The sequence below is a fragment of the Geobacillus subterraneus genome (assembly GCF_001618685.1).
Taxonomy (GTDB): Bacteria; Bacillota; Bacilli; order Bacillales; family Anoxybacillaceae; genus Geobacillus; species Geobacillus subterraneus.
On record NZ_CP014342.1, the window covers coordinates 504709 to 518709 of the forward strand.

Annotated in this window: 14 protein-coding genes and 1 pseudogene; 8 read left to right on the forward strand and 7 right to left on the reverse strand. The window is 54.8% G+C overall.

The window, feature by feature from the left end; all coding sequences use genetic code 11:
• Window positions 1-10 precede the first annotated feature (10 nt).
• Together GS3922_RS02425 and GS3922_RS02430 are read right to left on the reverse strand one after the other, a co-directional pair.
• Window positions 11-1669 (reverse strand): annotated as a pseudogene (locus tag GS3922_RS02425) (acyl-CoA synthetase).
• Between the two features lie 129 nt (window positions 1670-1798).
• Entirely contained in the window at window positions 1799-2134 is a 336-nt protein-coding gene (locus GS3922_RS02430) for a hypothetical protein (RefSeq protein ID WP_063165016.1), read from the reverse strand.
• A gap of 180 nt (window positions 2135-2314) precedes the next feature.
• Between GS3922_RS02430 and GS3922_RS02435 the strand changes: the two genes are divergently transcribed.
• Window positions 2315-3535, forward strand: a complete 1221-nt coding sequence (locus tag GS3922_RS02435; protein WP_063165017.1) for an argininosuccinate synthase — start codon at window positions 2315-2317, stop codon at window positions 3533-3535.
• Window positions 3536-3584: 49 nt separating this feature from the next.
• A complete protein-coding gene (argH, locus tag GS3922_RS02440) occupies window positions 3585-4964 on the forward strand; it encodes an argininosuccinate lyase (RefSeq protein ID WP_063165018.1) in 1380 nt (459 codons plus the stop codon).
• 159 nt (window positions 4965-5123) lie between these two features.
• On the opposite strand, the gene GS3922_RS02445 is transcribed toward argH, so the two are convergent.
• On the reverse strand, window positions 5124-5570 hold the full coding sequence (locus tag GS3922_RS02445) for a universal stress protein (RefSeq protein ID WP_063165019.1): 447 nt from the start codon (window positions 5568-5570) through the stop codon (window positions 5124-5126).
• 112 nt (window positions 5571-5682) lie between these two features.
• Between GS3922_RS02445 and GS3922_RS17775 the strand changes: the two genes are divergently transcribed.
• The 3 genes from GS3922_RS17775 (at window position 5683) to ald (ending at window position 7888) form a co-directional block, all read left to right on the forward strand.
• A complete protein-coding gene (locus GS3922_RS17775; protein ID WP_168157868.1) occupies window positions 5683-5823 on the forward strand; it encodes a hypothetical protein in 141 nt (46 codons plus the stop codon).
• A gap of 97 nt (window positions 5824-5920) precedes the next feature.
• Complete coding sequence (locus GS3922_RS02450; RefSeq protein ID WP_063165020.1) at window positions 5921-6685, forward strand: SDR family oxidoreductase; 765 nt, start codon at window positions 5921-5923, stop codon at window positions 6683-6685.
• Between the two features lie 87 nt (window positions 6686-6772).
• Window positions 6773-7888 (forward strand): alanine dehydrogenase, encoded by a 1116-nt coding sequence (ald, locus tag GS3922_RS02455; protein WP_063165021.1) that lies wholly within the window; start codon window positions 6773-6775, stop codon window positions 7886-7888.
• A 140-nt stretch (window positions 7889-8028) separates the two neighbouring features.
• Here ald and GS3922_RS02460 read toward each other — a convergent pair whose 3' ends face one another.
• Window positions 8029-9123 (reverse strand): M24 family metallopeptidase, encoded by a 1095-nt coding sequence (locus GS3922_RS02460; protein ID WP_063165022.1) that lies wholly within the window; start codon window positions 9121-9123, stop codon window positions 8029-8031.
• 138 nt (window positions 9124-9261) lie between these two features.
• Between GS3922_RS02460 and GS3922_RS02465 the strand changes: the two genes are divergently transcribed.
• On the forward strand, window positions 9262-9942 hold the full coding sequence (locus tag GS3922_RS02465; protein ID WP_063165023.1) for a metal-dependent hydrolase: 681 nt from the start codon (window positions 9262-9264) through the stop codon (window positions 9940-9942).
• A 269-nt stretch (window positions 9943-10211) separates the two neighbouring features.
• Window positions 10212-11519 (forward strand): CBS domain-containing protein, encoded by a 1308-nt coding sequence (locus GS3922_RS02470; protein WP_063165024.1) that lies wholly within the window; start codon window positions 10212-10214, stop codon window positions 11517-11519.
• Between the two features lie 77 nt (window positions 11520-11596).
• Here GS3922_RS02470 and GS3922_RS02475 read toward each other — a convergent pair whose 3' ends face one another.
• Window positions 11597-11905 (reverse strand): YtpI family protein, encoded by a 309-nt coding sequence (locus GS3922_RS02475; protein ID WP_063165025.1) that lies wholly within the window; start codon window positions 11903-11905, stop codon window positions 11597-11599.
• A gap of 100 nt (window positions 11906-12005) precedes the next feature.
• On the opposite strand from GS3922_RS02475, the gene GS3922_RS02480 reads away from it, so the two are divergent.
• Entirely contained in the window at window positions 12006-12953 is a 948-nt protein-coding gene (locus tag GS3922_RS02480; RefSeq protein WP_063165026.1) for a DHH family phosphoesterase, read from the forward strand.
• Window positions 12954-13081: 128 nt separating this feature from the next.
• Here the strand turns inward: GS3922_RS02480 and ytrI are convergent, their stop codons facing one another.
• Both ytrI and ytrH read right to left on the reverse strand, forming a co-directional pair.
• Entirely contained in the window at window positions 13082-13585 is a 504-nt protein-coding gene (gene ytrI, locus GS3922_RS02485; RefSeq protein ID WP_063165027.1) for a sporulation membrane protein YtrI, read from the reverse strand.
• The gene (ytrH, locus tag GS3922_RS02490) at window positions 13582-13923 is read right to left on the reverse strand and encodes a sporulation membrane protein YtrH (protein ID WP_063165028.1); all 342 of its coding nucleotides are present in this window, start codon (window positions 13921-13923) and stop codon (window positions 13582-13584) included. The genes ytrI and ytrH overlap by 4 nt, the downstream gene beginning before the upstream one ends.
• Between the last annotated feature and the right edge of the window lie 78 nt (window positions 13924-14001).

Sequence of the window (14001 nt, forward strand, 5' to 3'; positions counted from 1 at the left end):
CGAAGTTTGATCAGGCGTTTTTCTGTTTTTCCCTTTCTTGATTGCGAAGGATAAACCGCTGGATTTTTCCGCTCGGCGTTTTCGGCAGTTCGGCGACAAATTCGACTTCGCGTGGGTATTCGTGCTTTGACAAACGCGTTTTGACAAACAACGACAGCTCTTCAGCCAGCTCATCGGATGGAGCATAGCCCTCTTTCAGCACGACAAACGCTTTGACGATCTCTCCTTTGACGGGATCCGGCTTCCCGACGGCGGCTGCTTCGACGACAGCCGGATGCTCAAGGAGGCAGCTTTCGATTTCAAACGGCCCGATGCGGTAGCCGGCGCTGGAGATGATATCGTCAGCCCGCCCCTGGAACCAGAAATACCCGTCTTCATCTTTGGTCGCCAAATCGCCGGTCAAAAACCAATGGCCGACGAGCCGCTCGGCGGTTTTTTCAGGGTCTTTCCAATCCCCCTTAAAGACGTTGGGGATCGAGTCGGTGTTAAAGGCAATTTGTCCAACTTCGCCGTCGGCGACCGGATTCCCATTCTCATCGAGCAAGGCGATGTCAAACCCCGGAAGCGGCCATCCTATCGAGCCCGGGCGGATGTCCATGTCAGCGGCGTTGAGGTTTCCAATCAGCATCAACGTTTCCGACAAGCCATAATGGTCGTGGATCGTGACGCCCACGTGCTCTTGGAAAAAGCGGATGACTTCCGGATTGAGCGGTTCGCCGGCTGAGCTCATCGCGCGCACGTTTAGATGATAGCGGCGGATGACGTCCGCGCCGGCCGCCGCCATCGCCCGGTACGCGGTCGGGGCGTACGCGAAATTGGTCACCCGGTATTTTTCCATCAAGGAATAGCACGTTTCCGGTTGAAACGGCCCTTCGTAAAAGACGATCGGCACGCCGAACGCCATCGGGGCAAAGGTGCAGAAAATCAATCCGTACGCCCAGCCCGGGTCGGCTCCGCCAAAAAAGATATCGTCGTCCCGCAAATCGATGGCATAGCGCATGTACGGATAAATATTGATCAGCATGTTATGCGGCCACATGGTTCCTTTTGGCATTCCAGTCGAGCCGGACGTATATTGGATGGCGAGCAGGTCATCGGCCGTCGTTTCTTCGATCGAGTGCTCAGTCGATGCTTTCGAAAGCGTTTCCAAAACGGATGATCTTGGCTATCTTCGCGCTCATCATCGACGACAAAAATGTGCTCGAGCGTCGGCATTTTTTCCTTTGCCGGCAATTTGGCGCGCTGTTCCTTGTTCGTCAAGAGGACTTTCGCCTCGGAATGGTTGATGCGATATTCAATTGCCTGCGGGCCAAACGCGGTAAAGAGCGGCACATACACGGCGCCGACTTTCCAAGCCGCCAAAATGTAGACGACAAGAGCCGGGTTTTTCGGCATGAGCGCGCAGACGCGATCCCCTTTTTTCACGCCCAGCTTGCGGAGCACGTTTGCCATTTGGTTGGACCAATCGCGCAATTGCCGATAGGTGATCGTTTTTTGCTCTCCTAAAGCGCTTTCATAAAAGAGCGCAATGCGGTCGGGTCATTGGCATAGCGGTCGCATATTCATGGGCGACGTTGAACCGGCTGCGGGGATCTCCATCATAATGGGCAAATACGTGATCCCAGGAAAACGATTGGATGAGTGAGACGGGTGATGTGTTGTTCACCATGTTGATCCCTCCGTTTTGTATAAAAGAAGATAAGTTAATAATAATCAAAATAACGGAAAAATTCATTATATTTTTGAAGGATAATAACGGGAGTCGTTCACACACTGAATAAAAAAGGGGGCGATTCCCTTATATCGCCCTCATTCCTTTGTTTGTACGTTTTCGCAACGTGACATTCGGCCTTGTCCGATACCAAATCCACAAATCGTTGACCATCGAGGCGAGTTCGGCGATGTCGGCGTTGAGCTGGCAGGAGCGCGCAAAATCCGTTTCTTCGCCGAGCGCGTTTTGTTTTTCATTGATCTGCCGCTCCAACGCAGCGATGCGGTCAGGGATCAAGCCGCGGATCGCTTCCCACTCGAGCAAAATCGCCTCCTGTTCCTCGGCGCTGTAGTCTTCCCAATGTTTGTCCAACTGCGGCACGCGGATGCCGAGCCGCGCGTCATCGACAAATCGATGGTTCATCTGATCCCCTCCCTTTTCTCCATTATACTAAAATGTGACAGAACTAGGAGCGGAATTTTTATGCTTTTCGTTGAATAAGTATTGAAAAATCATCGGAAAGCTGATAAAGTGATTAATGTATCTGATTTGAATATTTATTTATATTTAAGTATATTTATGTGACAGGAGAGGAGAACGACCATGGCAAATCCAAAATTGGTGCTGGCCTATTCCGGCGGTTTAGATACATCGGTAGCGATTAAATGGCTGCAGGAGCGCGGGTATGATGTGATCGCCTGCTGCCTGGACCTTGGGGAAGGAAAAGATCTTGATTTCGTGAAAGAAAAAGCGCTCAAAGTCGGCGCGATCAAATCGTACGTCATCGATGTCAAAGACGAGTTTGCGAACGACTATGCGCTCATCGCTTTGCAGGCGAATGCGCTGTATGAAGGGAAATATCCGCTCGTCTCGGCGCTGTCGCGTCCGCTCATCGCGAAAAAACTCGTTGAAATCGCCGAGCTGGAAGGCGCCGTGGCGGTCGCCCACGGCTGCACGGGGAAAGGGAACGACCAAGTGCGCTTTGAAGTGTCGATCAAAGCGCTCAATCCGGATTTGGACGTCATCGCCCCCGTGCGCGAATGGAGCTGGTCGCGCGAGGAAGAAATCGAATACGCGAAAAAACACGGCATTCCGATCCCGGTTGATCTGGACAGCCCGTTTTCGATCGACCAAAACTTATGGGGCCGCAGCAACGAATGCGGCATTTTGGAAGATCCGTGGGCTGCGCCGCCGGAAGAGGCGTACGAGCTGACGGCTTCGCTTGAAAACGCGCCGGATGTGCCGGATGTCATCGAGATCGGTTTTGAACAAGGCGTGCCGGTGACGTTAAACGAGAAAGCTTACCCGCTTGCCCAATTGATTTTGGAGCTGAACGCGCTGGCCGGCAAGCATGGCGTCGGCCGCATCGACCATGTTGAGAATCGCCTTGTCGGCATTAAGTCGCGCGAAGTGTACGAATGCCCGGGGGCGATCACGCTCATTAAAGCGCATAAAGAGCTGGAAGACTTGACGCTTGTGCGGGAAGTTGCCCATTTCAAACCGCTCATCGAGCAAAAAATCGCCGAAGTCATTTACAACGGCCTTTGGTTCTCGCCGCTCAAAGACGCGTTGGTTGCGTTTTTGAAAGAAACGCAGAAAAACGTCACCGGCGTCGTGCGCGTGAAGCTGTTTAAAGGCCATGCGATCGTTGAAGGGCGCAAATCGCCGTTCTCGCTCTATGATGAAAAACTGGCGACGTACACGTCGGAAGATGAATTTGACCATCAAGCGGCGGTCGGCTTCATTTCGCTGTACGGCTTGCCGACCAAAGTCAACAGCATCGTGAACAAACAAAACAAAGCGTCGGTGTCGACCGGCCAATAAACCATCGGGAATAGGAAGGAGGAAGTCGCATTCCTCTGCGGCGTGAGGCGTGAAAAAGCTTTGGGGTGGACGGTTTACGAAAACAGCGGAAGAATGGGTCGACGAGTTTGGCGCGTCGATCCCGTTCGACCAAGAGCTCGTCGAGGAAGACATTGAAGGTAGCCTCGCCCATGTGACGATGCTCGGCGAGTGCGGCATTCTGCCGGCGGACGACGTCGAAGCCATCAAAGGCGGGCTTTTGCGCCTGCTCGAAAAAGCGAAGCGGGGAGAGCTCGAGTTTTCCGTCGCGTATGAAGATATTCATTTAAACATTGAAAAAATGTTGATTGACGACATCGGTCCGGTCGGCGGCAAGCTGCACACAGGAAGAAGCCGGAACGACCAAGTGGCGACCGATATGCATCTATATTTGCGCAAGCGCGTCGAAGAGATTCTCGGCCTCATCCGCGGGCTGCAGCGGGCGCTTGTGTCTCAAGCCGAGAAGCATGTCGAAACGATCATGCCGGGGTATACGCATTTGCAGCGGGCGCAGCCGATTTCGTTCGCCCATCATCTGCTGGCGTATGTTTGGATGTTGGAGCGCGATTATGAGCGGTTTTCCGAGTCGCAAAAGCGCATCAACAAGTCGCCGCTTGGCGCCGGGGCGCTCGCCGGCACGACGTTCCCGATCAACCGGCAGCGGACGGCCGAGCTTTTGGGCTTTGCCGATAGTTACGAAAACAGCTTAGATGCCGTGAGTGACCGCGATTTCATCATCGAATTTTTCAGCAACAGCTCGATGCTTATGATGCACTTGTCGCGGCTCGCTGAGGAGCTCATCCTTTGGTCAAGCCAAGAGTTCCAGTTCGTTGAGCTTGATGACGCGTTTGCGACCGGCAGCAGCATCATGCCGCAAAAGAAAAACCCGGACATGGCCGAGCTCATCCGCGGCAAAACCGGGCGCGTGTATGGGCACTTAATGGCCTTGTTGACGGTGATGAAAGGGCTGCCGCTTGCCTACAACAAAGATATGCAAGAAGATAAAGAAGGCATGTTCGATACGGTGAAGACGGTCATCGGTTCGTTGAAAATTTTCACCGGCATGATCGAGACGATGAATGTGCGCGCGGATGTGATGGAGCGGGCGACGAAACAAGACTTTTCGAACGCGACCGAGCTCGCCGATTACTTGGCTGCCAAAGGCATGCCGTTCCGCGAGGCGCATGAGGTCGTCGGCAAGCTCGTCTTGCGCTGCATTGAACAAGGCGTCTTTTTGGCCGATTTGCCGCTTGACGTGTATCAAGAAGCGTCGCCGCTCTTTGAAGAGGACATTTATGATGCGTTGAACCCGCGCACCGCCGTCAACCGCCGCAACAGCGCCGGCGGCACCGGGTTCGCGGAAGTGCGCACGGCGCTTGAAAAAGCGAAAGAACGATTGGGCACCCTGTAACATGGCAGGGTGCTTTTTTTGCCGTTGGATCGGTAGGGGCGACGCGGCGGATGATCACCGGGGAGGACGCGGTTGTGTGCTTCCTAGGCCTGCCATCTGATTGGACCGTCCTTGAGGCCCAACACCGCCTGTGTCTCTAGTGAAAGCGGGAGGCAAAGGTTATTCTTTCGGCGTCCTGACGACCAACACATCGCATTTCGCATGGCGGACGATGTTTTCCGACACGCTGCCGATTAAGAACCGCTCGACCGCGTTCAGCCCGGTCGCCCCGCAAATGATGAGGTCGGCTTTGTATTTTGGGGCAACGTCCTTGGCGATTTTTGCTTTCGGCGAGCCAAACGCAATGTCAATCTCCACATCGTTGAGTCCAGCGCCAACGGCCTCGTTTTTATACTGCTCGAGCAGGTCGTTGGCGTATTGCTCCGCCCGCTCCGCGAGCGCATAATCATGCGCTTCGACGGTCGTAAAGCCGCGCAAATCAATGATGTGGGATAAAATGAGCTTCGCCCCATTTCGTTTTGCCATTTCGATCGCTTTTTTCAGCGCCCATTCTGCTTCTTTCGAGCCGTCAACGGCGACGACGATCGTTTTGTATGTCGTTGCCATGTTCTCCACTCCCTTTGGATAAAAATGTTACCTCTATATATAGTATACCCTCCCCGTTCTGGCGGGAAACTAGGCCATATATTTCGATTTCGTGAACGAGGGAGGAAAAACAATGGAAAAGCGGTATGACGGCTGGCAATACGATGAGGAAGAAGTGCGGACGATCACCGAGCAAATTACCGAATCGTATGAGAGCGGCATCATCGATGACGACGAACCGTATTACGACCCGCGCCGGGAAGTCGGCGAGTAACCATAGCGGCCACGCGCTATGGTTATTTTTTTGTATTCTCTCCTGTTTGTAGTAAAGTAAAAATGAGACAGGCGAATAGCGGCAAGGAGGGAGAACAGTGCGGCACGCCTTAATCACGGCCGGAGCAAAAGGGCTGGGGAGAAAAGTGACGGAGCTGCTGCTTGACAAAGGGTATTCGGTGACGGTCAACTACCGGAGCGATGAGCGGGCAGCGCGCTCGCTCCAAGAGCGGTATAAGGATGCGAGCGATCGGCTTCAATTTGTGCGCGGCGATGTGACGAACAAAGACGATTTGGCGGCGTTGATCGACGCCGCCATGGAACGGTTCGGCCGCATTGATTGCCTCATTAACAACGCCGGGCCGTATATTTTTGAGCGGAAAAAGCTGGCCGATTATACGGAAGATGAATGGTATGAAATGATCGAAGGCAACTTGAGTTCTGTGTTCCATTTGGTGAGGCGGACGATCCCGATTATGCGCAAGCAGCGGTTCGGCCGCATTATCACCTACGGGTTCCAGGGAGCGGCCGATGCCCCGGGATGGGTGCATCGTTCGGCGTTTGGCGCGGCGAAAGTCGGATTGGTGTCGCTGACGAAAACGATCGCCCTCGAGGAGGCGGAATACGGCATCACCGCCAACATGGTCTGTCCAGGCAACATCGTCGGCGCCATGAAAGAGGCAGCGATCGCTGACGCCCGCGCGAAGCGGGATGAGGAGACACCGGTCGGGCGCCCGGGAACAGGCGAAGACATCGCTCGCGTCATCGCCTTTTTATGCGAGGATGATTCCGATTTCATCACCGGCGCGGTCATTGACGTTACCGGCGGGGTGAACGTGCTGTACCGCCACTTTTTCCAATAGGCGCCCGCGCCGCTTTTTCGTTTGCTTTTCCGCCGAACGGGGAACAATAAAAGGGGAAAAGCGAAGGAAACAGGAGGAAAAGCGGCCATGAAAATCGGAGTTCCGAAAGAGATGAAAAACAATGAGAACCGTGTCGCCATCACGCCGGCCGGCGTCATGACGCTCGTCAAAGCCGGGCACGACGTTTACGTCGAAACGAACGCCGGCGCCGAGTCCGGTTTTTCAGATGCGGAGTATGAAAGCGCCGGGGCGGTGATCGTGCCAAACGCCGAGGACGCCTGGGCGGCGGAGATGGTGTTGAAAGTGAAAGAACCGCTGCCGGAGGAGTTCCGCTATTTTCGGCCCGGATTGATTTTGTTTACGTATTTGCATTTGGCGGCGGCCGAAGCGCTGACGAAAGCGCTTGTCGAACAAAAAGTTGTCGGCATCGCCTATGAGACGGTGCAGCTTGCCAACGGCTCGCTGCCGCTTTTGACGCCGATGAGCGAGGTGGCGGGCCGCATGTCGGTGCAAGTCGGTGCCCAGTTTCTCGAGAAGCCGCACGGCGGCAAAGGCGTTTTGCTTGGCGGTGTGCCTGGGGTGCGGCGCGGCAAAGTGACGATCATCGGCGGCGGAACGGCTGGAACGAATGCGGCGAAAATCGCCGTCGGCCTCGGCGCGGACGTGACGATTTTGGACATTAACGCCGAGCGGCTGCGCGAGCTCGATGATTTGTTCGGCGACCATGTGACGACGCTCATGTCCAACTCGTACCATATCGCTGAATGTGTGCGCGAATCGGATCTGGTCGTCGGTGCCGTCTTAATCCCGGGGGCCAAAGCGCCGAAGCTCGTCACGGAAGAAATGGTGCGCTCGATGGCGCCGGGGTCGGTGCTTGTCGATATTGCGATCGACCAAGGCGGCATTTTTGAAACGACCGACCGGGTGACGACCCATGACGACCCGACATACGTCAAGCACGGTGTCGTCCATTACGCGGTTGCCAACATGCCGGGCGCTGTTCCGCGCACGTCGACGTTCGCGCTTACGAACGTCACGATTCCATACGCCTTGCAAATCGCCAACAAAGGCTACCGCGCCGCGTGCCTTGACAATCCGGCGCTGTTAAAAGGGATCAACACGCTAGACGGGCATGTCGTGTACGAAGCGGTGGCGGCAGCGCACAACATGCCGTATACTGATGTTCATCAGTTGTTACAGTGACGAAAAGGCGGGGCGCCTGCTGATTCGCTGAAGAGGGAGCACAAAAAACAGGGCCCGGCCCCCATCTTAATCAAGCACAAAGCTGCCCGAACCGGCCTTGCAACAGGCTGACGGGCAGCTTTCGTTGTGCAGGCAATCCTTTAAACGATGATCAAGTCTTTCGAAAATGATGTCAGCACCTCGACCCCGCTGGCGGTGACAGCGACGTCATCTTCAATGCGCACGCCGCCGATCGCCGGGACGTAAATGCCCGGCTCAATCGTAAACACCATGCCGGCAACGAGCGGCTCGTGGTTGGTGCTATGGAGCGACGGGTATTCGTGAATGTCGATCCCTAAGCCATGGCCGACGCGATGGGGGAAGTATGGGCCGTAGCCCGCTTGTTCAATGACGCTGCGGGCGGCGCGGTCGATCTCCCCCATGGCGATTTGCGGGCGGCAAGCGTCGATCGCCGCCTGCTGGGCGCGCCGGACGGTGTCGTAAATGAGCCGCTGCTCGTCGCTCGCCATCCGGCAGACGACGGTGCGGGTAATGTCTGAACAATAGCCGTCAACGATGACGCCTAAGTCAAACAAGACGAAGTCACCCGGGGCGACCGTCGCCGCTCCTGGGACGCCGTGCGGGTCGGCCGTGCGCGCGCCCGTGAGCACGGTCGTCGGGAATGACATCCCCTCGACGCCGAGCTTTTTCAGCTCATATTCAATGACGGCGACAAGCTCGAGCTCTGTTACGCCTGGGCGGATGGCCGATACGCCGATTTCGATCGCCCGGTCGGCGAGTTCGGCTGCTTGGCGCAACCGCTTCATTTCTTCCTCGTCTTTCATGAGGCGAAGCTGGCGCAGCTTTTCTTCGGCATCCTGCCATTGGGCGTTAGGAAACAGCGCCGAAAGCCGCTCAAAACGGGCGAACGACAAATGATGTTTCTCGACGGCGATGATGGTTGCGTTGATGTTTCGCCTTTGCAGGTGGCGGTGAATCTCCTCCCACGGGTCGGTGCTGTCGTCATAGCCGATCACCGTATCCTCCCAGCCCGCGCGTCGGGCGCGGGGAACTTCCATTTGCGGGCAGACGAGCACGGGTTCGCCCTCGGGAAAAACGAGAAGCGCGAGCAGCCGCTCATGTGGGTCACACCAAAATCCGCTGAAATAAAAGACGTTGGCGCTTGACGTGATCAAGGCGAATGAACTATGTTGTTGTTGAAGCCAAGAGGAAAATGCTTGCAGCCGTTGATTCATCGTTCCATTCCTTCCTTTTTTGCTATGGTTTATTTTGAGCGTACCAAGAAACAGGCAGCTTGTAAATGGACAAGCGGGAAAAGAAGGAAATGGACGCGCGGCGGCGAACCATGTTTAAGTGGAAAGGAGAGATGGACAATGAAAATCAGTTACCATGGCCATTCGGTCGTCCGCATTGAAACGAACGGAAAAACGATTTTGATCGACCCGTTCATTACCGGCAACGCGACGACTGATTTGAACGCGGCGGATGTGAAGGCGGATGTCATTTTGTTGACGCACGGGCATGGCGACCATGTCGGCGACACTGTTGATATCGCCAAACGAAACAACGCGCTTGTCGTGGCGACGTTTGAACTGGCGACGTATTTGAGCTGGCAAGGGGTCGAGACGTTCGGCATGAACATCGGCGGGGCGCGCCAGTTTGATTTTGGCACCGTCAAGTTGACGCAGGCGTTTCACAGCTCCGGCTTTGTGACCGATGGCCAACAAATCATTTATTTAGGCATGCCGACCGGCATTTTGTTCACCGCTGAAGGCAAAACGATCTACCATGCCGGTGACACCGGGCTGTTTTCTGACATGAAGCTGATCGGCGAGCGCCATTCAATCGATGTGGCGTTTTTGCCGATCGGCGACAGCTTTACGATGGGGCCGGAAGACGCGGCGGTCGCCGCCGAGTGGCTCGGTGCCAAACTGGTCGTGCCGATTCATTACAACACGTTCCCGCCGATTGTGCAAGATCCGGAGCGGTTCACCTCGCTCCTTCCGCCGGGCGTCGGCCGCGCATTAAAGCCGGGCGAAAGCATCGAACTGTAAAGCAAGCGCTCTTCCCCAGACGGGAAGGGCGCTGTTTCAATCAGTGCCCCGCTCTACCAATCCCTCTTTGCGACATCATTCCCTAAGGAGAAATGGTGTTACTTATGACATGCTCATTCGCCTTTGGATCGGTTGATTCATGATGAAACAAGATGAACATGCCGCAGGGAGAGAACGGGAAGATCGCCGCTGCCTCCTGCCTAACCGTTGAACCCCCGCCGCCGCCACCGTTATAATAAAAGTAACAATGCGTAAAGGGTGAAGGACCGTTGGCGACAAAACATGAACAAATTTTAGAATACATCCATCGGCTGCCGATCGGCGAGAAAATTTCCGTCCGCCAGATCGCCAAAGAAATGGGCGTGAGCGAAGGAACGGCGTACCGGGCGATCAAGGACGCGGAAAACAAAGGGTATGTGAGCACGATTGAGCGCGTCGGCACGATTCGGATCGAGAAGAAGCGGAAGGAAAACATCGAAAAGCTCACGTACGCCGAAGTCGTCAACATTGTCGACGGGCAAGTGCTCGGCGGGAAGGAAGGGCTGCATAAAACGCTGAACCGCTTTGTCATCGGCGCGATGCAGCTCGAGGCGATGATGCGCTATACCGGGGCGGGCGATTTGTTGATTGTCGGCAACCGGACGAAGGCGCATGAACTCGCGCTGCAGGCTGGGGCGGCAGTGCTCATCACCGGCGGGTTTGATACGGCCGACCACGTCAAAAAGCTCGCCGATGAGCGGCAGCTGCCGATCATCTCGACAAGCTACGATACGTTTACTGTGGCGACGATGATCAACCGTGCCATTTACGACCAGTTGATCAAAAAAGAAATTGTGCTCGTCGAGGATATTATTATCCCGCTGGAAAAAACAGCGTACTTGCGCGTCGATGATCCGGTCGAGCGGTGGTATGCGTTAAACAAAGAAACGCGCCACAGCCGCTTTCCGGTCGTCGATGACGATTGGAGAGTGCAAGGGATTGTAACAGCGAAAGACGTGCTTGATATGGATCGCCAGCTGCCGATCGAAAAAGTGATGACGAAGCAGCCGATTACGGTGAACGGAAAAACGTCGGTCGCTTTTGCCTCCCACATTATGGTATGGGAAGGGATCGAACTTTTGCCTGTTGTCGATGACCACCACCGGCTGCAAGGAATCATCAGCCGCCAAGATGTGTTAAAAGCGCTGCAGATGGCACAGCGCCAGCCGCAAGTCGGCGAAACGATCGATGATCTCGTCACCGCTCAGTTTCGCGAGTCAGGAGACAAAGAGACGCTGTTTCGCTGCTCGATCACCCCACAAATGACGAACTATTTAGGGACGCTCTCGTACGGCGTGTTTACGACGATCGTCACCGAGGCGGCGGCGCGGATGCTGCGGGCGTACAAACGCGGCGATTTAGTGATGGAAAGCATCACCATTTATTTCATCAAGCCGGTGCAAATTGACAGCACGGTCGATGTGCAGGCAAAGCTGCTTGAGCTCGGGCGCAAGTTCGGGAAAGTGGATGTCGAGGTGTATAACGAAGGGGCCATCGTCGGCAAGGCGATGATGATGTGCCAGCTGATCGACCGATAAAAGCAAAAAAGAATGTCCATTCCATATTTGGACATCCTTTTTCCTTTCCGGTTAGCCGGCGCATGCACTGCTCCCTGTTATCCTTGTTTCGCCGCTTCTTCCGCTTCTTTGACCGCCTGCGGCAAATAATGGCGATAGGCGCGATAGCCGGCCCAAACGCTGCCAAAGCCCAGGGCGATAAAAATGGCGGAGACGATGTACGTCACCGTTGTCGAATACAAAAACAGTTGGTTGATGCCGAACAACGCGACAAACAATCCGAGCGCCATGCTCGATTTCGCCGAGAAAAACTGGCGCTCGATCGGACGACGGGCGCGGACATAGCGGATTTTATAATAGACGTAAAACGAAAAGGAAAATATAATGAAAATAACCAATGCTGGCATCGCTGCTCCCTCCGTTGTCCATTTCTTTTTCCATTGTACATAGAAACGGAAAAAAAGGCCAGCGGTTGAAAATGACAGGTGATCCAAAAGGGGAAGAACAATGAGAGAACAATGCCAAGAAATTTTAGATGCCATTCGCCAATTTGAGACGATCATCATTCACCGTCATGTGCGCCCGGATCCGGACGCGTACGGGTCGCAAGGCGGATTGGCCGCGCTGCTTCAGGCGTCGTTTCCGGAAAAGCGGGTGTATGCGGTCGGGACAGATGACCCGTCGTTGTCGTTTTTGCGGAAAATGGATGCCATTGACGATGTGGTCTATGAACAGGCGTTGGTCATCGTCTGCGACACAGCCAACGAGGAGCGGATTTGCGACAGCCGCTACCGGCTCGGGCGGAAGCTCATTAAAATCGACCACCACCCGAACGACACGCCGTACGGTGACATCATGTGGGTCAATACAGACGCCAGCTCGACGAGCGAGATGATTTACGAGCTGTATTTGGCCGGGAAAGATCAAGGGCTGACGATGACGGCTGAGGCGGCGCGCTTGATTTATGCTGGCATCGTCGGCGATACGGGCCGCTTTTTGTTTCCGCGCACGAGCGAAAAAACGTTCCGCTACGCCGGGGAGCTCATTTCGTACGGCTTTTCCCTTTCGGAGCTGTATGACGGGCTGTACCGGACGAGCCTGCCGCTGGCGCGTTTGAGCGGTTACGTATTATCCCATTTCACGATCGACGAAGGGGTGGCAGCGGTGAAAATGCCGCGGGCGCTCCTTGAAGAGTACGGCGTCACCCCGCTCGAGGCGTCGCAGCTTGTCGGACTGCTCGGCAATATCGACGGCATTGTCGCCTGGGTGTTTTTTATTGAGGAGGAGAAAGACATTCGCGTCCGCTTCCGCTCGAAAGGGCCGATCATTAACGTTGTCGCCAAACGGCACGGCGGCGGCGGCCATCCGCTTGCGGCCGGCGCTTCCATCGCGTCATGGGAAGAAGCGGACCGCGTTGTTGAAGACGTGAAAGCCGCTTGCCGAGCTGGGCGGTAAGGGAATGCGGCCGCTCTTTTAGACAAAGAACGATATAGGCCGATGCGGCAATGAGAAAAGGTGTCCCGACGCTTTGGGGACACCCTCTTTTGCCGCCGACGGGCAATGGCGCGCAGCCGGACGCTTGATTACGGGAGCGGCGTTAATTTTACTTCGACAGCTAAGACGGTAAAAATGGTGAGTGTGTGAATTTGAAGCCGGTATGGTTTTTCGTGGATCGTATACGTTTTGTTTTCGATGGCCCGCTTGATCAATTCGCGGCTGTTGTATACTGTTTCAATGTCCTTTGTAATTAAATGGGACAAGTCTTCTTTGACGCTGTCTTCGATACGGAACGTCGTGTACGAGTCAAGTTTGTATTGCTCGGCGTTGGCGAGATGAACGGAAACGTCTTGCACGGTCAGCTTTTTTTTCATTTCTTTGTTGTAATGGATATAGTCTTCTTGCCAAATGCGGATTTCATTTTGCAAATCGGCGATCTGCTCGTTGAGCTCATTGACATGCCGCACTTGTTTTTCCTGCAGGACGCCGAAAATATATAAAAAGACAAACCAGCTAATCAGCGCTCCGATCGCTGCGCCGGCGAAAAAGCGCTGCCATGACGGGGATTGGTAATACGGAGGAATTCTCATGGCGAAATGTGCTCCTGCGTCAGCCACGTAATGATCGCTACCCCTGTTTGCGCGCCGCCCATGGCGGACAAAATAAGCAAAAATTGCCGTACGATATCTTTCGTTTCTCCAAGAAACAGCCCTCGCTCGACGACGTAAAACGTATCAAACGTCCCGCCGATGGCGGCCACCACCGCCCAAATGCGCAAATCGCCGGCGAACCGATACATGGCGGTCAGCGGCTGGCCGCCGCTCAAAAAAGCGCCGAGCGCGCCGATCATGGCGCCGCCAAGCAGCACGCCGACCGCGATGAAATAGCTTTGGATAAATGCCGGCAAAAAGGCCACTTTTTCGTTCATCTGTTTCCCCGCCCTTTCTTTATCTTTTACTATGTATATCAACAAATTGGACGGAATATGTAGCCGAAGGAAAAGTTT